Source organism: Micromonospora sp. NPDC047548 (assembly GCF_040642975.1).
Lineage (GTDB): Bacteria > Actinomycetota > Actinomycetes > Mycobacteriales > Micromonosporaceae > Micromonospora.
This window is the reverse complement of the sequence record NZ_JBEYTI010000022.1, coordinates 25,648-47,544: the sequence shown is the minus strand read 5'-3', so window position 1 is coordinate 47,544 and position 21,897 is coordinate 25,648. Positions and strand designations below refer to the sequence as shown.

General features: G+C 73.7%; 22 protein-coding genes. 13 read left to right on the top strand and 9 right to left on the bottom strand.

Translation table 11 applies throughout. The features are described from left to right. The first annotated feature begins 70 nt into the window (after positions 1-70). The 6 genes from ABZ807_RS21460 to ABZ807_RS21435 all read left to right on the top strand — a co-directional run bounded on the left by ABZ807_RS21460 (position 71) and on the right by ABZ807_RS21435 (position 7,136). Positions 71-1,144: an ABC transporter ATP-binding protein gene (locus ABZ807_RS21460; RefSeq protein ID WP_357160619.1), complete on the top strand. Its 1,074-nt coding sequence runs from the start codon at positions 71-73 to the stop codon at positions 1,142-1,144. Continuing rightward, positions 1,141-2,937: an iron ABC transporter permease gene (locus ABZ807_RS21455; protein WP_357160616.1), complete on the top strand. Its 1,797-nt coding sequence runs from the start codon at positions 1,141-1,143 to the stop codon at positions 2,935-2,937. Before ABZ807_RS21460 ends, ABZ807_RS21455 begins: the two co-directional genes overlap by 4 nt. Further along, the gene (locus ABZ807_RS21450; protein WP_357160613.1) at positions 2,925-3,749 is read left to right on the top strand and encodes a creatininase family protein; all 825 of its coding nucleotides are present in this window, start codon (positions 2,925-2,927) and stop codon (positions 3,747-3,749) included. Before ABZ807_RS21455 ends, ABZ807_RS21450 begins: the two co-directional genes overlap by 13 nt. Then, positions 3,746-4,699 carry an amidohydrolase family protein gene (locus tag ABZ807_RS21445; protein WP_357160610.1) on the top strand — a complete coding sequence of 318 codons (954 nt, stop codon included), beginning with the start codon at positions 3,746-3,748 and terminating at the stop codon, positions 4,697-4,699. The genes ABZ807_RS21450 and ABZ807_RS21445 overlap by 4 nt, the downstream gene beginning before the upstream one ends. Positions 4,700-4,761: 62 nt before the next feature. Beyond that, complete coding sequence (locus tag ABZ807_RS21440; protein ID WP_357160607.1) at positions 4,762-6,219, top strand: lyase family protein; 1,458 nt, start codon at positions 4,762-4,764, stop codon at positions 6,217-6,219. Positions 6,220-6,242: 23 nt separating this feature from the next. After that, the gene (locus ABZ807_RS21435; RefSeq protein WP_357160604.1) at positions 6,243-7,136 is read left to right on the top strand and encodes an ROK family protein; all 894 of its coding nucleotides are present in this window, start codon (positions 6,243-6,245) and stop codon (positions 7,134-7,136) included. 45 nt (positions 7,137-7,181) lie between these two features. Here ABZ807_RS21435 and ABZ807_RS21430 read toward each other — a convergent pair whose 3' ends face one another. Next, positions 7,182-7,808 carry a lipoprotein gene (locus tag ABZ807_RS21430; protein ID WP_357160601.1) on the bottom strand — a complete coding sequence of 209 codons (627 nt, stop codon included), beginning with the start codon at positions 7,806-7,808 and terminating at the stop codon, positions 7,182-7,184. 170 nt (positions 7,809-7,978) lie between these two features. Here ABZ807_RS21430 and ABZ807_RS21425 point away from each other — a divergent pair, with 170 nt between their 5' ends. The 6 genes from ABZ807_RS21425 (at position 7,979) to ABZ807_RS21400 (ending at position 12,689) form a co-directional block, all read left to right on the top strand. Continuing rightward, positions 7,979-8,599 (top strand): TetR family transcriptional regulator, encoded by a 621-nt coding sequence (locus tag ABZ807_RS21425; RefSeq protein ID WP_357160598.1) that lies wholly within the window; start codon positions 7,979-7,981, stop codon positions 8,597-8,599. Between the two features lies 1 nt (position 8,600). Next, positions 8,601-9,542 (top strand): hypothetical protein, encoded by a 942-nt coding sequence (locus ABZ807_RS21420; protein ID WP_357160595.1) that lies wholly within the window; start codon positions 8,601-8,603, stop codon positions 9,540-9,542. Positions 9,543-9,762: 220 nt separating this feature from the next. Continuing rightward, a complete protein-coding gene (locus ABZ807_RS21415) occupies positions 9,763-10,602 on the top strand; it encodes a type II CAAX endopeptidase family protein (protein WP_357160592.1) in 840 nt (279 codons plus the stop codon). Beyond that, the gene (locus ABZ807_RS21410) at positions 10,599-11,873 is read left to right on the top strand and encodes a sensor histidine kinase (RefSeq protein ID WP_357160589.1); all 1,275 of its coding nucleotides are present in this window, start codon (positions 10,599-10,601) and stop codon (positions 11,871-11,873) included. Before ABZ807_RS21415 ends, ABZ807_RS21410 begins: the two co-directional genes overlap by 4 nt. Then, on the top strand, positions 11,861-12,502 hold the full coding sequence (locus ABZ807_RS21405; protein WP_357160586.1) for a response regulator transcription factor: 642 nt from the start codon (positions 11,861-11,863) through the stop codon (positions 12,500-12,502). Before ABZ807_RS21410 ends, ABZ807_RS21405 begins: the two co-directional genes overlap by 13 nt. A 16-nt stretch (positions 12,503-12,518) precedes the next feature. Beyond that, positions 12,519-12,689, top strand: a complete 171-nt coding sequence (locus ABZ807_RS21400) for a hypothetical protein (RefSeq protein WP_357160583.1) — start codon at positions 12,519-12,521, stop codon at positions 12,687-12,689. A gap of 55 nt (positions 12,690-12,744) precedes the next feature. Here the strand turns inward: ABZ807_RS21400 and ABZ807_RS21395 are convergent, their stop codons facing one another. The 8 genes from ABZ807_RS21395 to ABZ807_RS21360 all read right to left on the bottom strand — a co-directional run bounded on the left by ABZ807_RS21395 (position 12,745) and on the right by ABZ807_RS21360 (position 21,156). After that, entirely contained in the window at positions 12,745-14,169 is a 1,425-nt protein-coding gene (locus ABZ807_RS21395; RefSeq protein WP_357160580.1) for a carboxyl transferase domain-containing protein, read from the bottom strand. A 22-nt stretch (positions 14,170-14,191) separates the two neighbouring features. After that, positions 14,192-15,418: a beta-ketoacyl-ACP synthase II gene (gene fabF / locus ABZ807_RS21390; protein ID WP_357160577.1), complete on the bottom strand. Its 1,227-nt coding sequence runs from the start codon at positions 15,416-15,418 to the stop codon at positions 14,192-14,194. Between the two features lie 2 nt (positions 15,419-15,420). Beyond that, positions 15,421-15,660, bottom strand: coding sequence for an acyl carrier protein (locus ABZ807_RS21385; RefSeq protein ID WP_007463517.1), 240 nt, complete (start codon positions 15,658-15,660; stop codon positions 15,421-15,423). An 84-nt stretch (positions 15,661-15,744) separates the two neighbouring features. Then, on the bottom strand, positions 15,745-16,689 hold the full coding sequence (locus ABZ807_RS21380) for a beta-ketoacyl-ACP synthase III (RefSeq protein WP_357160574.1): 945 nt from the start codon (positions 16,687-16,689) through the stop codon (positions 15,745-15,747). A 73-nt stretch (positions 16,690-16,762) separates the two neighbouring features. Then, positions 16,763-17,932 (bottom strand): acyltransferase domain-containing protein, encoded by a 1,170-nt coding sequence (locus ABZ807_RS21375; protein ID WP_357160571.1) that lies wholly within the window; start codon positions 17,930-17,932, stop codon positions 16,763-16,765. Positions 17,933-18,019: 87 nt separating this feature from the next. Then, complete coding sequence (locus tag ABZ807_RS21370) at positions 18,020-19,276, bottom strand: helix-turn-helix domain-containing protein (protein ID WP_357160568.1); 1,257 nt, start codon at positions 19,274-19,276, stop codon at positions 18,020-18,022. A 45-nt stretch (positions 19,277-19,321) separates the two neighbouring features. Further along, positions 19,322-19,984 (bottom strand): response regulator transcription factor, encoded by a 663-nt coding sequence (locus ABZ807_RS21365; protein WP_357160565.1) that lies wholly within the window; start codon positions 19,982-19,984, stop codon positions 19,322-19,324. Next, the gene (locus tag ABZ807_RS21360; RefSeq protein WP_357160562.1) at positions 19,981-21,156 is read right to left on the bottom strand and encodes a histidine kinase; all 1,176 of its coding nucleotides are present in this window, start codon (positions 21,154-21,156) and stop codon (positions 19,981-19,983) included. Before ABZ807_RS21360 ends, ABZ807_RS21365 begins: the two co-directional genes overlap by 4 nt. A 201-nt stretch (positions 21,157-21,357) precedes the next feature. On the opposite strand from ABZ807_RS21360, the gene ABZ807_RS21355 reads away from it, so the two are divergent. Next, complete coding sequence (locus tag ABZ807_RS21355; protein ID WP_357160779.1) at positions 21,358-21,897, top strand: hypothetical protein; 540 nt, start codon at positions 21,358-21,360, stop codon at positions 21,895-21,897.

The following is a 21,897-nucleotide window of genomic DNA, read 5'->3' as shown; positions in this document are numbered from 1 at the left end:
ACCGCCAGACCGGGTCTGGCCCGCCACCCACCACCGGCCAGACCCGGTACCGGACGCAAGGAGAGACATCATGATCGATGTCACGCTGGAGTCGGTGAGCAAGCGCTTCGCGCGCGCCGGCGACACCGCGGCCGTCGACGACGTCGACCTCACCATCGCCGCCGGGGAGTTCTTCACCCTGCTCGGCCCGAGCGGCTGCGGCAAGACCACCACCCTGCGGATGGTGGCCGGGTTCTACTTCCCCACCTCGGGGCGGATCCGGTTCGGTCAGGAGGACGTCACCAACCGGCCGCCGAACAAGCGCGACACCGGCATGGTGTTCCAGAACTACGCGCTCTTCCCGCACATGAGCGTCGCGCAGAACGTCGCGTACGGCCTGAAGATCCGCAAGGTCGGCCGGGCCGACTCCAAACGGCGGGTCGAGGAGGCGCTCGGCCAGGTCCACCTCGCCGGCTACGGCGACCGCCGCATCGACCAGCTCTCCGGCGGCCAGCAGCAGCGCGTCGCGCTGGCCCGGGCGCTGGTCATCCGGCCGCGTACGCTGCTGCTCGACGAGCCGCTGTCCAACCTCGACGCCAAATTGCGCGAGGAGACCCGGGTGGAGATCCGCCGGATCCAGCGCGAGGCCGGCACCACCTCCCTCTACGTCACCCACGACCAGGCCGAGGCGATGGCGATGTCCGACCGGATCGCCGTCATGCAGTCCGGCCGGGTGCAGCAGATCGGCGCCCCGCAGGAGATCTACCACCGGCCGGCGACCGCCTTCGTGGCCCGGTTCATCGGCCGCAGCAACGTGCTCAGCCTGCCCGTGGTGTCGGCCGGCCCGCAGACCGTCACCGTGGCGCTGCCCGGCGGCGAGCAGGTCGGCGTAGCCGCCCCCACCGACCACGGCCTGCACGAGGGCGCGACCGCGCTGGTCTCCGTCCGCCCCGAGCACATCGGCCTCACCTCGGCCACCGAGGCCGGCGTGCTCACCGGCCGGGTGACCGAGCTGGAGTTCACCGGCATGGCCACCAACCTCGTGGTCGACGTCGCCGGCGAGCCGGTGCAGGTCGCGGCGATCGACGTGCCGGCCGGCGTGGCGGTCGGTGACCGGGTCGGGCTGCGGCTGTCCCGGGAGCGGATGTGGGTGGTGCGGCCGTGAGCACCATCCCCGCCACCCCCAGCGCGGCCACCCCCGGCGCGGCCACCGTCCCGCCGGTCACCGAAGACCCGAAGCCGTCCCGCGCGCGCCGGTCCCGCACCGCCCTCAGCGCCAACTCGCCCTGGTTCCCGTACGTGCTGGTGCTGCCGCTGGCGCTGATCCTCTTCGGGTACGTCGTGCAGCCGATGTTCGCCACCTTCGCCGAGAGCGTCGGGGTGGACGGGCTGGAGAACTACGGCACCTTTCTCACCGGCGACGGCGTAGCCCGCTCCTCGCTGGTCACCTCGCTGATCATCTCGGCGGCCAGCGTGCTGCTCTGCGGGATCGTCGGCGTGGCGATGGCATTCCTGCTCAAGCGCTTCTCGTTCCCCGGCCGCAAGCTGATCGAGGCGATCATCCTGGTGCCGGCGGCGCTGCCGCCGCTGATCGGCGCGATCTCGTTCCAGCTGCTCTACAGCGAGACGGGCATCCTGCCGCGCGGGCTCCAGCAGCTCTTCGGCACCGCCGAGCCGGTGCTGCCGTTCAGCGGCATCGCCGGGGTCCTGGTGGTGCACACCTTCACCATGTACCCGTTTTTCTACCTGGCCGCCTCGGCCGCGCTGGTCGGTATGGACCCCTCGGTCGAGGAGGCCGCGTACAACCTCGGCGCCGGCCGGGTCCGGGTCTGGCGCACCGTGCTGCTGCCGATGCTCACCCCGGCGCTGGTCTCCGGCTCGCTGCTGGTCTTCATGACGTCGCTGGCCTCGTACACCGCCCCGCTGCTGTTCGGCGTGGACCAGACGATGACCATGCAGATCTACATCAACCGCACCAACGGCGACCTGCCGATGGCCTCCACCTACGCCTCGGTGCTCGGCGTGGTCTCGGTGCTCTTCCTGCTCGGCATGCGCTGGTACGAGGGGCGGCGCAGCTACCGCTCCCAGTCCAAGGGCATCGCCGCGCACCGCCGCGAGATCACCAACCCGTTCGGCAAGTGGCTCGCCCTGCTCGCCTCGCTGCTGGCCACCGCCGTGCTGCTCGCCCCGGTGGCGACCATCGCCCTGGTCGCGTTCTCGGAGGACGGCTCCTGGACCACCGAGGTGATCCCGGCCGCCTACACCATGCAGAACTTCGTCACGATCTTCTCCGACCCGAACGCCTTTCAGCCGATCCTCAACTCGCTGCAGATGAGCCTGATCGCCACCGTCGGCTGCGTCGTGGTCGGCGTGCTGATCGCGTACGCGGTGCGCCGGCTGAACTTCCGCGGCCGGGGCCTGCTCGACGTGGCGGTCATGCTGGCCTGGGCGCTGCCCGGCACGGTGGTGGCGATCAACCTGATCTCGGCGTTCAGCACCGGCAACGCGTTCAGCTTCGGGCAGGTGCTGATCGGTACCTTCTGGATCATGCCGCTGGCGTACTTCGTGCGGTTCCTGCCGCTGGTCTTCCGGTCCAGCTCGGCCGCCCTGGCCCAGCTCGACCCGTCGCTGGAGGAGGCCGCCCGCAACCTCGGCGCGTCCTGGTGGCGGGCGTTCGGCACGGTCACCCTGCGGTTGATGCTGCCGGGCGTGGTGGCCGGCGCGCTGCTCGCCTTCGTGCACGGCGTCGGCGAGTTCGTCGCCTCGGTGCTCATCTACACCTCGTCGACCGCGCCGATCTCCGTCGAGATCAACAACCGGATGTATTCGTTCGAGGTCGGCACCGCCGCCGCGTATGGCATGCTCCAGGTCGTCCTGATCTTCGTGGTGATGGTGGTCTCCGGCCGGCTGCAGAGCGGCCGCAAGGCCAGCCGGGAGGCGGCGCAGTGGACGGCCTGACCTGGCCGGCGGGCGGCGGGCTGCTCCCCGCCGCCCGGATCCCCGGCGCTGAGCTGGCCGCGGTGGCGCGGGCGGCGGACTTCGCCGTGCTGCCGGTCGGCGCGGTCGAGTGGCACGGGCCCCACCTGCCACTCGGCACCGACCTGATCCTCGCCGAGGGCTTCGCCGCCGAGAGCGCCCTCGACGGCCCCGGGCCGCGCGGGGTGCTCTTCCCCGCCGTCCCGTACGCGGCCTGCCCGGGGCAGACCCGCCCCTGGCCGGGCACGGTGGCGATCCGGCCGGAGATCGCGGTCGGCTACCTGGCCGACGTCATCGAGGGGATCGTCGCCGCCGGCTTCGGTCGGCTGCTGATCGTCAACGGCCACGACGCCAACATGTCCACCGTCCGGGCCGCGATGGAGTGGGTCTCCGGACGGCGTACCGCCAGCCTGCTGCTGGTGAACTGGTTCCAGCTGGTCACCCCGGCGGAGACCGGCGAGATCTACGGCGAGCTGCCGTCGCGGGGGCACGGCGGGGCGTACGAGACCTCCGGCGTGCTCGGCTTCGACCCCGGCGCGGTACGCCTCGACGCCGCCGGCGACCTGCCGCCGAAGCCGAAGCTACCGGTCGGCCACCCGTACGTGCTGGTCGAGTCCCGCCCCGACCCCTGGCAGGGCTGGTCCGGGCACGTCTCGCTGGCCACCGAGGAGGCCGGCCGGCGGGTCCGCGACCTGGCCGCCGCCCGGCTGCGCGAGATCGTCGTCGCCTGGGTCGCCGCCGAGCCCCCGGCCCCGCCCACCGCCGACCCGCTGCCGACCGGGGGAGTCTCATGACCGTGAACCGGGCCCTCGACATCGTCGACTTCCACCTGCACTTCCGGATCGGCGCCGACGAGACGATCCACGCCTGCGAGCACGCCGCCGGCATGCACCCGGGCGGAGAGCACGAGCGGGCGGTCCGCGCCGCCGGCTCCGCGCCGTACGCCCGGCAGTGGCGGCAGGCCTGGGGCTTCCCCGACCCGGAGCCCCCGGCGGAGCGCTGGCAGGACGAGGCCGACCGCTGGGCCGAGGAACTGCGGGCGGTGCACGTCCGCCGCGCCGTCTTCGTCACCGGAGGAGGCAACGACACCGTCGCCGACGTGGTCGACCGCCACCCCGACCTGCTGCTCGGCTTCGCCCACCACGACCCGTACGCCGACGGCGCCGCCGCCGAGCTGGAACGCGCCGTGACCGAGCGCGGCCTGCGCGGGCTGAAGCTCTTCGCCCCGCTGCTGCGCGGCCCGCTGGACGACGAGGCCCTGGACCCGCTCTGGGCCACCGCGCAGCGCCTCGGCGTGCCGGTGCTGGTCCATATCGGCCACTACGGCAGCGCCGGCGGCCTGTCCTTCGGCCGGTATGGCGGCCCGGACGAGCTGGCCCGGATGGCCCGCCGCTTCCCGGAGCTGAACGTGGTGGTGCCGCACTTCGGCGTCCAGCACGTGCAGGAGCTCTTCTTCGCCGCCTGGGGCTGCCCCAACATCCACGTCGACACCTCCGGCTCCAACCAGTGGGTGCGCTGGATGCCGTACAAGCTGACGCTGGAGGACCTCTTCCGTCGCTGTTACGAGACGATCGGCCCGCACCGGATCGTCTACGGCAGCGACTCGTCCTGGTTCCCGCGCGGCTACGTCACCCGCTACCTCGACGACCAGCTCCGGGTCTGCCGCGAGCTGGGAATGCCCGACGACCACCTGCGCGCGATCTTCGCCGGCAACGCCGAACGGCTGCTCGGCCTGACCGACTGACCGGCCGAACCCCGGGGAGCGCGACCACGCCCGCCCCGGACAGGAAGGAACAAGGAACCGCCATGAGCACACCCGCGCTGACCACCTACCAGCGGCACCACCTGGCGCCCACCTACGACCACCACGTCGGCCACCTCTACCCGGCGATGGTGCGGGCCAGCCAGGCGCACGTGGTGATGCTGACCGAGCAGGGGCTGATCCCCGCCGAGCGGGGTGCCCGACTGCTGCGCGGGCTCGCCGAGCTGCGCGCCGACACCGCGCCGGCGCCGGCGTACGACGGCAGCTTCGAGGACACCTACTACCTGGTGGAGAAGCGGCTCGCCGAGGCGTGCGGCATCCCCACCTCCGAGCTCGACGTGCAGATGGCGCGCAGCCGCAACGACCTGGACGCCGGGGTGTTCCGGATGCTGCTGCGCGACCAGCTCCTCGGCGTGCTCGACCGGGTGCTGACCACCGGCCGGACGGCGCTGGCGAAGGCCGACCGGTACGCCGACGTGGTGATCACCGGCTATACCCACCGCCGGCCGGCCCAGCCCACCACGATCGGGCACGCCCTCGCCGGGTACGCCGAGGCCCTCGCGGGGGAGGCCGTCGCGTACGCCGACCTGATCGACCAGCTGAACGTCTCCCCGCTGGGCTCCTGCGCCTTCGCCGGCACCGACCTGGACATCGCCCCGGCCCGGGTGGCCGAGCTGCTCGGCTTCGCCGGGCTGGTCACCAACTCGTACGAGGCGGTCGCCGGCGCCGACCACCTGGTGCGGGTGGGCACGCTCAACGCCCAGGCGCTGGCCACCGGCGCCCGGCTGGCCCGGACCCTGATGGACTGGTTGAGCTGGAACTGGGTGGCCACCCCCGGCGACTTCACCCAGGGCAGCAGCATCATGCCGCAGAAGCGCAACCCGGTGGTGCTGGAGCACCTGGTGTCGTACGCCGGCGCGGCCGCCGCCGACGCCGCCTCGGTGCTGAACAACGTGGGTGCCGCCTGGTGGGAGGACTCCAACAACGCCACCACCGACGTGCAGGTCCGGCTCTGGGAGAGCAACGACCGGGCCCAGCGGTTCTTCGCCCTGGTCGGCGGCTTCCTCGCCGAGCTGGAGCCGCTGTCGCCGCCGACCCGGGAGGAGATCGTCGCCTCCGGCGCCACCACCACCGCGGCCGCCGACGCGCTGACCCGGCACGGCGTGCCGTTCCGGGCCGCCCACTCGGTGGTCGGCCGGCTGGTCCGCGCCGGCGGCCCGGACACCTGGACCCCCGAAGGGGTTCGTCAGGCCGCCGAGGGGCTCACCGGCCCGCTCGACGACGCCGCCGTGGCCGACCTGATCGCCGCGGCCGTCCGCCCCGACCTGGTGCTCGACCGGGCCCAGGTGGACGGCCCGGGCGCGGCCGCCGTCCGCGCCCAGGTGAGCGTGCTGACCGGCGCCTTCGACGCCGTCGTCGACCGGCTGGCCGGGGTACGCGACCGGCTCGGCCGCGCCGACGAGGCGCTCGACGCGGTCGCCGCCAAGGTTGCCGACCAGTGAGCGTGCGGCTGGCTGGTCGGTCCGTGACGGACACCCGTACCGGTGGGCTGCTGCTCGGCATCGACTTCGGCGGCACCAAGATGGCGGTCGGGGTGGCCGACGCCGACGGCCGGTTGCTGGCCCACCAGCGCGTCCCCACGTACGCGGACCGGGGTGCCCCGCAGGCGCTGGAGCGGGCGTTGGGCCTGGCCGCGAAGCTGGTCGCCGGGGTCGGCGGGCCGGTCGCGGCGGCCGGGGTGGCCTCGCCCGGCGTGATCCGTCCGGACGGCATCGACCTGGCCCCGAACGTGCCCGGCTGGGAGCGGCTGCGGCTGGCCGACGCGGTCCGCGACGGGCTCGGCGTGGCCCGGGTGGCGGTGGACAACGACCTGAACGCGGCCGCCCTGGCCGAGCTGCGGCTGGGCGCACTGCGCGACGCCGACCCCGGTCTGGTCCTCGGGCTCGGCACCGGCGTCGCGGCGGCCGTCACGGTCGGCGGCGCGGTGCTGCCGGGCCATCGCGGTGCGGCCGGCGAGATCGGGTACGCGGTGGCCGGCGGCCCCTGGCCCGGCACCATGCTGGAGCTGGACTTCTCCGGCCGGGCGCTGGACCGGCTCGCCGACGAGCTCGGGGTGGCCGGTGCCGCCGCCGGCCTGGCCGCCGCGGCGGAGCAGCCCGGCGCGGCCCGGGACGCGCTGACCGCCCGGGTCGACGAGCTGGCCCGCCACCTGGTCACCTGCTGCCTGCTGCTCGACCCGCAGCGGGTGGTGCTGGTCGGCGGGGTGGCCGGCAGCGACCTGATCCGGGGGCTGCTCGTCGACCGGCTCGCCGAGGTGCTGCCCCACCGGCCCGACGTGGTGCTGTCCCGGTTCGCCGACGACGCGGCGCTGCTCGGCGCGGTCACCCTGGCCCGCGAGGCGGTCCCCGCACCCCGCTGATCCGGCGTGTCGGTCTGCCCCGGGGCGGACCGACACGCACACCGGTCACTCCGGCAGGTTGGTGCTCGACTTGGCCAGCTGGTAAGCCGGGAACATCGCCGTGAACTCCTCGTCGTCCGCCCCACCGAGAGTGATCAGGATCTTGCCGTAGAGGCTGGACACCAGGATCGCCCGCTTCCGTCCGTCGTCACTGGTCCAGGTCGCCTCGAACGAGTCCAGCGGGCCGGCCTTGGTCCGCCGGTACTGCCGCTGCTCCGCCGTGCCGTAGTCGTCGATGAACTTGTCGAGCGTGATCTGCGGCGTCCGGGGCGTCGCTCCCTCGATCCGCCAGACCCGCAGGAAGCCGATGTGCCCGGCCGGCTTCGCGTCGATCTCGCAGAGCAGCACGGCCGGTCCGATGTGGAAGTCCGTGCCGGAGGTCACCGCTTCGACCTTCCACTTCGTCGGCACCGAGAAGGTGATCGGCAGTGGGCAGGTGGTGCTCTCCGGGCCGACCGTCGTGCCGGCGGCGGCCGGGGCGACCTCGTCGTACCAGGGTGGACCGGCCGCGACCGGCGAGGCGGTCGGACTCGCCGACGGCGACGGCGTCGCGGCGGATTCCTTCCCGTCCTCGGTGCAACCGGTCACCACGGTCAGGGTGAGCGCGGCCAGCACGGCCACTCGTCGGATCATGTGTCACGTCCCCCGTCAGATCTCGCGCCGTCGACGCGACGGCCGGCAGATGCTACCGGGTGGTCGAGGCGTTCGAACGGTCCGACCGGCAGAACCCGGCCAACCGCGCGGACAGCGGTAGCCCGCTGTACCGGGTTTGATTTCAGACCGAGTCTAGTTATTGTGGTCGCATGACGGGTCTTCGCGAGCGCCGGAAGGAACAGACGCGGCAGCGGATCATCGCGGTGGCGACGAGGCTGTTCACCGAACGCGGGTTCGACGCGGTGACGGTCAACGAGATCGCCGAGGCTGCCGAGGTGGCCAAGGCCACCCTCTTCGCGTACTTCCCCAGCAAGGAGTCGCTCGCGCTGCAGGGCGTGGGCGAGGACGACCTCGCCGGTGTGGTCCTCCGGCGCGCGCCGGGGCAGTCTCCGCTGCAGGCCCTGCGGGCCCACTTCCGGGCGCTCGCCGACGGACAACTGGCCACGCTGGACCGCGACGAACTGGTCGCCCGGATGCGCGTGATCTTCGACAGTCCGGCCCTCAGCGGAGCCGCGAACGCCCTGCTCTACCAACAGCGCCGGGCGTTGGCAGAGGCACTGACCGAGGAGTACGGCGAGCCCGTGGCGGCGCTGATGGCGGCGCAGATCGCCGCGACGCTGCTCACCCTCCAGGAGTCCTTCTTCCACCACCTAGCCGGTGACGCGGCGCCGGAGGAAGCTGCCCGGGTGCTGGCCGGGGAGACCGAACTCGCCTTCGACCTGCTGGAGAACGGGCACCAGCATCGGCTCCACCACCGGAAAGGACAGTGACGTGCGCGCACGGGGCATCAACTACGACACGGGTTTCCTCCCCGGAGACCACCTGTCCCGGAAGACCTTCACCCCCGAGATCGTCCGGCGCGACATGGCGGTGATCTCCGACGAGCTGCACTGCGACGCCGTACGCGTCTCCGGCCGCGACCCCGAACGGTTGAGCATCGCCGCCCGGTACGCCGCAGCCGCCGGCCTCGAGGTCTGGTTCGCTCCCTTCCCCGTCGATCTTCCCGCCGACCGGCTGCTCCCCTTCTTCGCCGACTGCGCCCAGCGGGCCGAGGTGCTGCGGCGGGACGGCGTTGAGGTGGTGTTCGTCGCCGGCTGTGAGATCAGCGCCTTCTGCGGCGGCTTCATCCCGGGCGACACCTACGGTGACCGCCTCCGGGCCATGGCCACCGCCGACCTGGAGTGGTGGACCTCCCTCGGCCCGGTACAGCAGCGCCTCAACGACTTCCTCGCCGAGGCCGCGGCAACGGTCCGCGCCCACTTCGGCGGGCTGGTCACGTACGCCGCGGCCCCCTGGGAGTCCGTCGACTGGCGGCCGTTCGACATCGTCGGCGTCGACGCCTACCGGGCCGCCTACAACGCCGACACCTTCCGGTCCGAGGTGCGGGGCCACTTCGCCCACGGCAAGCCGGTCGTGGTGACCGAGTACGGAACCTGCGCGTACCGGGGCGCGGGTGAGCGCGGCGGGATGGCCTGGCAGGTGCCGGACGGCGCGGTGCCGGACGAGGACGAGCAGGTCCGCTACCTCGCCGAGATGCTGGACATCTTCGAGGATGAGGGGGTGGACACGGCTCTCTGGTTCACCTTCGCCGGCTACGGCCATGCCGGGGAGCGGGATGTCGGCTCCTACGGCGTGGTCCGAGTGCTCGACGAGTCCCACTGGGAGCCGAAGCAGGTGTTCCACGCGATGGCGGCCCGGTACCGACGTCGCTGACGCGCCACCGACGACACCCTTCCGGCACCGATGATCCACTCACAGCGCCGACGGGGTGTGTCCCGGTGACCCAGGTGCCGCCACGTCGGCCTCGCGGAGGTGCTGCCGCACCGGCCCGACGTGGTGCAGGTGTCGGCGCTGACCGGGGTGCAGAAAAGCGCAGTGGAACCGGGTGGTTGGGTGCAGTGCGCAGAGCCGGACGGGCCGACATCGTCGAGGCGTGATTGAAGAGCGAACGACGACGCCGTCGCTGGCGTACGCGAAATCCCGACCCGACGCGGCGGCGCGGCCCCGGATGCTGCTGGTGGTTCTCTGGTTCTACCTGGTGACCTGCGTGGCCGCGCTGCTGTTCGGGCTGGTGCAGCCCACCCTGCGGATCAGTCCGGTGATCATCCAGCTCACCCAGTTCGGCCCCACCGTCGGTGTACTGGCGGTGTTGCTGGCCTGGCGACGGTTGCGCCCTCCGCTGGCCACCACATTCGGCCTGTCCCGCCACGTCCTGGTCCGGCTGGCCGTGGTCGTCGTACTGGCCGTGGTGATCTTCGCTATGTTCGTGGGCATCACCGAGCTGGCCGGTGTCGCGCGGCACGCCACCCGCCCGGGTCAGCTGCCGTACCCGTTCTGGCTGATCCTGGCGGCGCAACTGGTCGGCGCCTGCGCCGAGGAGTTCGGCTGGCGGTGCTTCCTCCAGCCGTACCTGCGGACCCGCTTCGGGGTGGTCACCTCGGGCACCGTCGTCGGGTTGCTCTGGGGGGTGTGGCACGTCCAGGTCTTCAGCCGGGGGCCGGTCTTCACCACCGCCTTCCTGGCCATGACGGTCGCGCTGTCGATCATGCTTGCCGTGCTGCTGGACCGGTCGCGCCCCGGCGCTTTGGTTATCGCCGGCGGCTTCCATATGCTCGTCAACATCGGCATGCTGATCCTGACCGGCGACGCCGACGGCGACGCCGTCCGGTTGTCCCTCGCCGCGGCGTGCGTGCTCACCGCCTCCGGCGTGCTCCTCGTCGCCGCCCGGCGCGGCATCGCGCTCACCAGCGCCGTGAGAGGAGACCGGGCGTGAACGACATCCTCGCCCCCGCCCGCACCGGCTGGCCGGCCCGGCTCGCCGCCCCCGGACGCGGCGTCCTGCTCGTCGGTCTGGCACTGGCCGAGAGCGTCCTGGCCTGCGTGGTCGCGGCCTCGGCCATGCTGATCCCGCTCGGCATCGGGCTGTACCTCTTCCCGCCCTCGATGGCCGGGCTCACCGGCCTGGCCGAACGCGCCCGCCGGTACGCCGGACAGTGGTCCGGGGTGGCGGTGAGCCCTGGGCGGACGCGGCCAGCCGTACCCGCCGGGCTGCTGGGGCGGGCCCGCTGGTGCTGGCGGACTCTCACCGACCGCGAGTTCTGGTACGAGTACCGTTGGTCACTGGCCGACCCGATCGTCGGGGCGCTCATCGCCGGTACCCCGTTCTCGCTCGTCGTCTACGGCATCTTCGGCGCGCTGGTGCAGCCGTTCGTCTGGCGGCCCATCGACCAGGCCGGCGGTAGCAACTGGTACACGATGGTCCACGTCAACACCGGGCCGCGGGCGCTGCTGGCGGTGCCGATCGGGGTGGCGGTCACCGTGCTCGGGTTCTACTGCGGGCCGTGGCTGCTGCGCGTGCACGCCCGGCTGACCCGGGCGTTGCTGTCCCCCGACCGTACCGAGGAGCTGACCCGCCGGGTCGAGCAACTGGTCGACACCCGCGCCGCAGCCGTGGACAGCTCCGCCGCCGAACTGCGCCGTATCGAGCGGGACCTGCACGACGGCGCGCAGGCCCGGCTGGTGGCCATGGGCATGAGCCTGAGCAACGCGGAACGGCTGATCGAACGCGACCCCGAGACGGCGCGGGCCCTGGTCGCGGAGGTACGCCAGAGCTCGTCCAAGGCGTTGCAGGAACTCCGCGACCTCGTCCGGGGCATCCACCCGCCGGTGCTCGCCGACCGTGGCCTTCCCGACGCGGTGCGGGCGCTCGCCCTCGACGGTCCCCTGGACGTCGAGATCGACGCCCGACTGGCACACCGGCTACCGGCACCGCTGGAGTCGGCGGCCTACTTCGCCGTGAGCGAGCTGCTGGCCAACACGGCCAAACACTCGGAAGCCGACCGGGCCGCTGTCGACATCGCACTGCGCAACGGGCTGCTGTACATCCGGGTACGCGACGACGGGTGCGGCGGCGCGGACCTGTCCCGAGGGACCGGGCTGCGTGGGGTGGAACGCCGGCTGGCGGCCTTCGACGGGACGCTCCGGGTGGACAGCCCGGCCGGGGGCCCGACCGTGATCGAGTTGGCGATCCCATGCGGGTCGTGATCGCGGAGGATCTGTTCCTGCTGCGGGACGGGCTGGTCCGGCTACTGCGCGAGCACGGGTTCGAGGTCGACGCGGTGGACAACGGCCCCGCACTCCTTGACCTGCTGCTCAACAATCCGCCCACCGTGGCGGTCGTCGACGTCCGGCTGCCGCCCTCGTTCACCGACGACGGATTGCGAGCGGCACTCGCGGCCCGCCGCTGCCACCCCGGCCTGCCGATCCTGCTCCTGTCGCAGTACGTCGAGCAGCTGTACGCCCGCGAGCTGCTCGCCGACGGCGCTGGCGCGATCGGTTACCTGCTCAAGGACCGGGTCTCCGACGCCGAGCAGTTCCTCGACGCGGTCCGGCGGGTGGCCGGTGGCGGCACGGTTCTCGATCCTGAGGTCATCACTCGTCTGCTGCGCCGCAACGACGCCAGGGGAACCGTCAGCGCGTTGACCGAACGGGAGCGCGACGTGCTCCTGTTGATGGCCGAGGGCCGCTCGAACGCCGCGATCGCCGCTCAGCTTAATGTCAGCGACAGCGCGGTCACCAAGCACATCGCGAGCATCTTCAACAAGCTCGACCTGGCGCCGTCCACCGACGACAATCGCCGGGTGCTCGCCGTGCTGGCGTACCTCAACCGGTGAGCGGGCGGACGGCTCGGTGGTGATCACCCACCACGGGCGCCCGGCCGGCACGCTGCGCGGCGACCGCGCGGCGCAGTTCCTGGCCGAGGTGGGCGACGACCCGCAGCTGGTGATGGCCCGGTGGACGGGCAACTACCGCCGAGGCAACGAGCGGACCGCCCGGCAGCACCCCCGCAACCGGGGTTGAGACGCGGTCAGGGCCCGCGCCGGGAAAGGCGCGGACCCTGACGGTACGACCGGTGCTACAGCGGGATGTTGCCGTGCGCGCCCCGGGCGGCCGGCGCCGTGGCGAGCGCCTCGGCGATCCGGCGCCGGGTCTCCTCCGGCTTGATCACGTCGTCCACCACGCCGATCTCCAGCGCCCGGTTCACCCCGCCGGCGACCCGGGTCTGCTCCTCGATCAGCTGCGCGCGCAGCGCCTCGCGCTCCTCCGCCGGGGCGGCGGCGAGCTTCTTGCGGTGCAGGATGTTGACCGCCGCGCTGGCGCCCATCACCGCGACCTCCGCGTTCGGCCAGGCGAAGACCGCGGTCGCGCCGAGCGAGCGGGAGTTCATCGCGATGTACGCCCCGCCGTACGCCTTGCGGGTCACCAGCGTCACCCGCGGCACCACCGCCTCGGCGAAGGCGTGCAGCAGCTTCGCCCCGCGCCGGACCACGCCGTCCCATTCCTGGCCCAGGCCGGGCAGGTAGCCGGGCACGTCGACCAGCACGATCAGCGGCACCCCGAGCGAGTCGCACATCCGCACGAAGCGGGCGGCCTTCTCGGCGCTGGACGCGTCGAGGCAGCCACCCAGCCGCAGCGGGTTGTTGGCGATCACGCCGACTGTCCGGCCGGCGAACCGGCCGAGGGTGGTGACGACGTTCGGCGCCCACTTGGCGTGCAGCTCCACGCCGGGCACGTCCAGCAGCGCCTTGACCACCGGCTTCACGTCGTACGCCCGGTTGGTCTCGGCCGGCATCTTCGCGGCCAGGTCGTGCCCGTCCTCGACGCCGGTCGCCACGTCGTCGGGGGAGAGCCGGCCCTGGCGGCCGAGCAGCGCGGCGAGCTTGCGCGACTCGGTCATCGCCGACTCGTCGTCGGCGCAGGTCACGTGCACCACACCGGAGCGCCGGCCGTGCGGCTCGGGGCCGCCGAGGCGCTCCATGTCGACCTGCTCGCCGGTGACGCTGCGGACCACCTCGGGCCCGGTGACGAAGATCCGCCCCGCGCCGCTCATCACCACGATGTCGGTCAGCGCCGGCCCGTACGCGGCGCCACCGGCCGCCGGGCCGAGCACCACCGAGATCTGCGGCACCCGGCCGGAGGCCCGCACCATGGCGGCGAAGACCTGCCCGACGGCGTCGAGCGCGACCACGCCCTCGGCCAGCCGGGCCCCGCCGGAGTGCCAGAGGCCGAGCACCGGCACCCGCTCCCGGACGGCCGTGTCGATCGCGTCGACGACCTGCCGGCACCCGTCAGTGCCCATCGCGCCGCCCATCTTCGTGGCGTCGGTGGCGTACGCGATCGCCGGCGTGCCGTCGATCTCGCCCCGCGCCCAGAGCACGCCCGAGGTGTCCCGCGGCGCCAGCAGGCGCAGCGAGCCGGCGTCGAACAGGGCCCGCAGGCGCAGCTCTGGATCCCGATAGTCCACGGTGGATGTGTCCGCACCAACGGCGGTGGTGGTCACGTGAGCCTCCAAGGCTGTGGTCTCAGGCCCGCGTGAAGACGAGAGCCACGTTGTGCCCGCCGAAGCCGAACGAGTTGTTCAGTGCTGCGGGGATGTCCATGTGACGCGCCTTGTTGGCGGCCACCTCCAGGGTGAGGCCGTCGTCCGGGTCGTCGAGGTTGATCGTCGGAGGTACGACACCGTCGCGGATCGCCAGGATCGTGGCGATCGACTCCAGCGCGCCCGCCGCGCCGAGCAGGTGACCGGACATGGACTTGGTGGAGGTCAGCACCGGGTGGTCGCCGAGCGCCTCGCGCAGCGCCTTGATCTCGGCGAGGTCGCCGACCGGGGTCGAGGTGGCGTGCGCGTTGACGTGCACGATGTCGGACTTCGCCACGTCCGCGTCGGCGATCGCCTTGGCGATGGCCCGGATCGCACCCGCCCCCTCCGGGTGCGGCTGGACGATGTCGTAGCCGTCGGAGGTGATGCCCGAGCCGGCCAGCCGCGCGTACACCCGGGCGCCCCGGGCGGCGGCGTGCTCGGCCCGCTCCAGCACCAGGATGCCGGCGCCCTCGCCGAGCACGAACCCGTCCCGGCCCTTGTCCCACGGGCGGGAGGCCCGCTCCGGCTCGTCGTTGCGGGTCGACATGGCCCGCATGGAGCTGAAGCCGGCGATCGGCAGCTGGTGGATGACCGCCTCGGTGCCGCCGGCCACCACCACGTCGGCCCGGCCGGCGCGGATCATGTCCATGCCGAGCGCGATGGCCTCCGCGCCGGTCGCGCAGGCGCTGGCCACCGAGTGGACGCCGGCCCGGGCGCCCAGCTCCAGCCCCACCCAGGCGGCGGGGCCGTTCGGCATCAGCATCGGGATGGTGTGCGGGGAGACCCGGCGCGGGCCGGACGCCTCCAGGATGTCGTCCTGGTCGAGCAGGGTCAGCGCGCCGCCGATGCCGGAGCCGACGCTGACGCCCAGCCGGTCCGGGTCCGGCCCGGAGTCGGCCAGGCCGGCGTCCGCCCAGGCCTGCTGCGCCGCGATGATCGCGATCGCCTCGGAACGGTCGAGCCGGCGCAGCTTGACCCGGTCCAGCAGGCCGGCCGGGTCGACCGCCAGCCGGGCGGCGATCCGGACCGGCAACTGCCCGGCCCACTCCTGGGTGAGCGCACTCACCCCGGAGCGGCCGGCGAGCATGGCGTCCCAGGTCGACGCGACGTCCCCGCCCAGCGGGGTGGTCGCGCCGAGCCCGGTGACGACGACGTCGGTGCGAGCCATGATCAGGACTGCGCCTCGATGAAGCTGACGGCGTCCCCGACGGTCTTGAGGTTCTGCACCTCGTTGTCCGGGATCTTGACGCCGAACTTCTCCTCTGCCGCCACCACGACCTCCACCATGGAGAGCGAGTCGACGTCGAGGTCGTCGGTGAAGGACTTCCCCTCGGCCACGTCGTCCGGGTTCACCCCGGCAACCTCTTCGAGGATCTCGGCGAGGCCGGTGGTGATCTCGTCACGGGTCATTGCGGTTGGTTCCTCTCATCGGGGGTACTCGACGGCCGGCGACGCCGGCCGCCACTCCTCCGCGCTTGCGCGCCGGAGGGGGTCTCAGGGGCAGCGGACGACCTGACCGGCGTAGGTCAGGCCGCCGCCGAAACCGAACAGCAGCACCGGGGCGCCCGAGGGCAGCTCCCGCCGCTCGATCAGCTTGGACAGGGCCAGCGGCACGCTCGCCGCCGAGGTGTTGCCGGACTCGACGATGTCCTTGGCGATGATCGCCTGGGGGATGTTCAGCCGCTTGGCGATGCCGTCGATGATCCGGGCGTTGGCCTGGTGCGGCACGAACGCGGCCAGCTCCGACGGGTCGACCCCGGCCCGCTCGCAGGCCTGCAGGGCCAGCGGGGCCAGCGCGGTGGTGGCCCAGCGGAAGACCGCCTGACCCTCCTGCGCGATGTACGGGCGCCAGCCCTCGATACGTACCGCGTCGCTCTTCTCCGGCGCCGAGCCCCAGACGACCGGGCCGATCCCGGCGGGCTCGCCCTCGGCGGCGGCGGTGACCACCGCGGCCCCGGCGCCGTCGCCGAAGATGATGCAGGTGGAGCGGTCGGTCCAGTCGAGGAACTCGGAGAGCTTCTCGGCGCCGATGACGAGCGCGTTGCGCGCCGCCCCGGCCCGGATCGCGTGGTCCACCGTGGCCAGGGCGTACCCGAAGCCCGAGCAGGCGGTGTTGAGGTCGTACGCGCCCGGGGCGGTGATGCCCAGCTTGGCGGCGACCCGGCAGGCCACGTTCGGGCTGCGGTCGACGGAGGTGCAGGTGGCCACCACGACCAGGTCGATGTCGGCGGCGGTGAGGCCGGAGTTGGCCAGCGCCTTGTCGGCGGCGGCGGTCGCCATGTCGGCCACGGTCTCCCCGTCGGCGATCCGCCGCGTGACGATGCCGACCCGGTCCCGGATCCACTCGTCGTTGGTGTCGACCAACTGGGCGATGTCGTCGTTGGTGACCACGCGGTAGGGCTGGTAGTGCCCCATCGCGAGGATCCGGCTGCCGGTCATGCGATGGCCTTTCTGTCGGCCCCGTCGTGAGCCTGGTGCGGACTGGATTCGGTGGTTCGCTCGCTGTGCTCGCTCATGCGTGGCCACCGATGCGGGCGAGGGGTTGGCCCGGTGCGACCGGGTCGTCGTGGTGGGCGAGCCACTCGGTGAGCAGGCCGCTGCCGTGCGCGGTCACCTCGACCGGCCCCTGCCGGGTCGCGATGTGGCCGATCACCTGGCCGGAGCGAAGGTCGGCGCCCTCGGCGAGCTCCGCCGCCGGCTCGAAGGTGCCGGCGGCGGGGGAGACCACCACCCGGAACTGGACCACCGGCTCGTGGCCGCGCAGCCCGCTGTGCCGGGCGATCAGGTCACGCGCGGCGGGCAGGTCGTCGGGGGTGTTGAGGGTGACGATCTCGGGCCCGCCGGTGGCCTTCATCTCCCGCTTGACCAGGCCGGCTAGGGTGCCGGCCGGGGGCAGCTCGACCACGCCGGTGACGCCGAGGTCGGCCAGGGTGCGCATGCACAGGTCCCAGCGGACCGGCGCGGTGACCTGGCGGACCAGCCGCTGCACCATCTCCCGGCCGTGGTTGACCGCCGAGCCGTCGAGGTTGGACAGCAGGATCCGGGCCGGCTCGGCCGGGGTGATCCCGGCGGCCACGCCGGCCAGCGCGGCCTCGGCCGGGGCCATGTACGGGGTGTGGAACGCGCCGGCGACCTTGAGGCGGGCGATCCGCGCCTTCGCGGGCGGCTCGGCGGCGAGCTTGTCCAGTGCGTCGAGCGCGCCGGCGGCGACGATCTGGCCGGCGCCGTTGCGGTTGGCCGGGTGCAGCCCGTGCGCCTCGATCGCGGCGAGCACCTCGTCCGGGTCGCCGCCGAGCACGGCGGCCATGCCGGTGGGCTCCAGGGCGCAGGCGGCGGCCATCTCCCGGCCGCGTACCCCGGCGAGGGTGATCGCCGCCTCGGCCGGGAGCACCCCGGCGAGCGCGGCGGCGCCGAGCTCGCCGACGCTGTGGCCGGCGGTGACCGCGACGTCGTACATCGGCAGGTGCTCGGCGGCGAGCAGGGCGGCGGCGACCAGCAGCGGCTGCGTGCGGGCGGTGTCCTTGATCTCGTCGGCGTCGGCCTCGGTGCCGAGGTGCACCAGGTCGACCCCGGCGAGCGCGGACCACCAGCGCAGGCGGGCCTCGGTGCCGGGCAGGTCGAGCCAGGGAGTCAGGAAGCCGGGCTTCTGGGAACCCTGGCCGGGAGAGAGTACGGCGAGCACGTCTATGACTCTCCCGGATACCTGTGGGTAGCGCTGTGCCGGCACCGACCAAACCGCACTAGGACCTTTGGAGGAATCCTACAAAAATCAACGGCGGTCATCACCCGTCTGTGAGGTTCGTCGGGCACCTGGGGTCGATGTCTGGGTCGGGACGTTCGTGACGGCCGGGACCACCGGGTCGAGCCGCCCGACAGTCAGCGCCACCTGGAGGGCGAACGCGTCCCGGGGCGACAGCGGCGAGAAGCCGGTCACGTCGGAGATCCGGCGCAGCCGGTAGCGGACGGTGTTCGGGTGCACGAACAGCGACCGGGCGGCGCTCTCCAGCGTCCCGCCTGCGGTGAAGAAGGCGTCCAGCGTCTCCAGCAGCTCGCCGCCGGCGCGGACCAGCGCCGCGTACACGTCGTGCCGCAGCCGCCGGCGGGCCTCGGCGTCGCCGGCCAGGGCCCGCTCCGGCAGCAGCTCCGCCGCCGGCACCGGGCGCGGCGCGGTGGGCCAGGCCGGCGCGGCGCGGAAGCCGGCGAGCGCGGCCCGCGCCGACTCGGTCGCCTCGTCCAGGCTGGGTACGGCCGGCCCGACCACCACCGGCCCCTCGCCGAACGCGGGCAGCAGCTTCTCGGTGGCGGCCACCGGGTCCGCCGCGCCGCCGAGCACGATGACCAGCCGGTCGCCGTGCACGCCGCCGATCACCTCCACCCCGATCCGCCGGGCCTGCCGGTAGACGGTGTGCAGCACAACGGCCACCTCCCCGCCGGGGGAGCGGCCCACCGCCACCGACACCGGCGGCGCGTCGGTCCAGCCCAGCGCCGCCGCCCGGCTGGCCAGCACGTCGGGGGAGTCGCCGCGCAGCAGCGCGTCGACCAGCAGCGCCTGGAGCCGGGCATCCCAGGACCCGCGGGACTCGGCGGCCCGGGCGTACACCCGGGCGGCGGCGAAGGCGATCTCCCGGGAGAACCGCAGCACCGCCTCGCGCAGCTGCTGTTCCTCGCCCGGCGCGGCCAGGTGCGACACCTGCTCCTCGACCACGTCGATGGTCACCTTGATCAGCGCCACCGTCTGCTGAAGGCTGATCGAGCGCGCGAGGGCCTCCGGTGCGGTGGCGAAGACCTCGTCGGAGACCTCCTGGGTGCTGTCCGCGCTGCCGCCGCCCGAGCGCAGCCACTGCACCAGGGACCGGGCCCCGGCCTGCGCCACCAGCATGACCCAGGAGCGCTGGTCGGCCGGAAGTTCCCGGAACCAGGGCAGGGTCTCGTCCATCCGGGCCACGCTGGAGGTGGCCAGCGCCCCCGCCGCCCGCTCGATCCGGCGCAGCGTGGCCGACAGCTCCGTCCCGCCCGGCTCGCTCACCGGTCCAGCCTGACACGTGCTGACCTGGCCCTGGACGCCGGGCCCTCAGCGGGGCGCGGTCAGCCCCGCCTCCTGGGCGAGGATGGCGGCCTGCACCCGGCTGCGCAGCTCCAGTTTTGCCAGGATCCGGCTGACGTGGGTCTTGGTGGTGCTTTCCGCCATCGCCAGCCGCCGCGCGATCTGCTGGTTGGACAGCCCGGCGCCGAGGCAGGCGAGCACGTCGCGCTCCCGGGGGGTCAGGGACGCCACCGTGGCGTGGGCGGCCGCCGGCGCGGCCGGCGCGGTCTGCGCGAACGCCGCGATCAGCCGCCGGGTCACCGCCGGGGCGATGATCCCCTCGCCCCGCGCGACGGTCCGCACCGCCGCGACCAGTCCCGCCGCGTCGGTGTCCTTGAGCAGGAAGCCGGCCGCGCCGGCCCGTAGCGCGGCGAAGACGTACTCGTCGAGGTCGAAGGTGGTGAGCATCAGCACGTCGGCCAGCCGCCCGGCGACGATCTCCCGGGTGGCGGAGATCCCGTCCAGCCGGGGCATCCGGACGTCCAGCACGGCCACGTCGGGGCGCAGGTCCCGGCAGAGCCGCACCGCCGCCTCGCCGTCGCCCGCCTCGCCGACCACCTCGATCTCCGGCGCGCTCGACAGGATCAGCGCGAGGCCGGCCCGGACGGCGTCCTGGTCGTCGGCGAGCACCACCCGCACCCGGGCGGTCACCCGGACGCCCCGGTGGGCAGGGCGGCCCGGACCCGCCACCGCCCGTCCCGCGGGCCGGCGGAGAACCGCCCGTCCAGCAGCGCCGCCCGTTCCCGCATGCCGATCAGCCCGGCGCCCGCGCCCGGCAGGCGCCCATCGCCGCCGCCGATCGGGTTCCGCACCGTCACCACCACCTCCGCCGTCTCGTACGCGACGCTCAGCTCCGCCGCGCCCGCGCCGTGCCGCAGCGCGTTGGTCAGCGACTCCTGCACGATCCGGTACGCCGCGAGGTCCACCCCGACCGGCAGTGGCCGTGGCGTGCCGGTGACGGTGGCATGCACCGCCAGGCCCGCCGCCTCCACCCGCGCGATCAGCCGGTCCAGCTCGTCGAGGCGTACCCGGGTCGCGCCCTCGGCCGGGTCCTCGCCGGCCGGTCCCCGGAGCAGGCCGATCAGCTGGCGCATCTCCGCCATGCCCTGCACGCTGCTCTCCCGGATCACCCGCAGCGCCGCGTCGACCCGGGTCCGGTCCAGCCCGGGCACGGAGAGCACCGCGGTGGCGTGCAGAGCCACCGCGCTGAGGTGGTTGGCGACCACGTCGTGCAGCTCGCGGGCCATCCGCGCCCGCTCGGCGAGCACCGCCTGGCGGCGGTCCAGCTCGACCAGGCGGGCGGTCTGCTCGGCCCGGGCCCGCTCCGCCGCCGCCTGGTCCCGGTACTGGCGCACGCTGACCCCGGTGAGCACGGGCAGCACCCCGCCCAGCACGAACGGCACCCCGGCGGCGACGCCGCGCCAGCCCCACAGCAGCGCGCCGACCGCCGCGCCGACCACGCTGAGCCCGACCGCGGCCGGCAGCAGCCGGCGCCACAGCCGGGGCGGGCCGTACACGCAGGCGTCGTAGAGCACCTGGCTGTAGATCAGGGCGGTGCCCAGCGACACCCCGAGCACGGCGTCGGCCAGCACCGCCCCGGTGCCCAGGGCGAGGCTGGTCCGGGTGGCCGCCCGGCGCAGCCCGACGGCCACGCAGATCGCCGCCAGCGGCGCCAGGAACAGCGCCTCCGGCACCCGCGGATGCCACGGGAACTGGGGCTGGAAATCGACGCCGTAGAGGACCAGACCACCGGCGAGCGAGGCTCCGGCCAGCGCCAGGTCGCGCCCGGGCGTGCCGGAGCCGATCCACGCCGGCGTCCGCATGACCCCGATCCCACCACACCCCGTGCCGCCCGCCCTCCGCCCCTGGGAGGAGCCCGCCCGGGACGGCCTCCGCCGAAGGAGGTACGCGGCCGGTGCCGCCGCGCGGGGTCCGTCGAAGGATGGACCCGGATCTCGTCCCCGCCGTCGAGGCGGCGCCGCCCCGTCCGGGTGAGGCTGGACACCGACGACGGGGAGGTACGGATGCTGCTGGCGGTGATCGCCGCGTGCGAGGTCGGGTTCTGGGTGGTGCTCGGCGCCGGGCTGGTCGCCCGGTACCTGCTGCGCCAACGACGGCTGGGCGCGGCGCTGCTGGTCTGCGTGCCCCTGGTCGACCTGGTGCTGCTGGTGGCGACGGTGCTGGACCTGCGCCGGGGCGCGACCGCGAACGTCACGCACGGGCTGGCGGCGGCGTACCTCGGCTTCTCGGTGGCCTTCGGCCACTCGCTGGTCCGCTGGGCCGATCAGCGCTTCGCCCACCGCTTCGCCGGCGGGCCGCCGCCGGTCCGGCCGCCTCGGCACGGCTGGGCCCGCACCCGGTACGAGTGGCGGGAGTGGGGCAAGGCGCTGCTCGGCTGGGCGATCGCCTGCGCGCTGCTCGGCGCGGCGATCCTCTACGTCGACGACGCCGGGCGCACCCGCGAGCTGGTGAACTGGATCCGCAGCCTCACCGTGGTCATCGTGATCTGGCTGGTCGCCTTCCCGGTCTGGGAGACGATCTTCCCGCGCCGCCCGAAGCGCTGA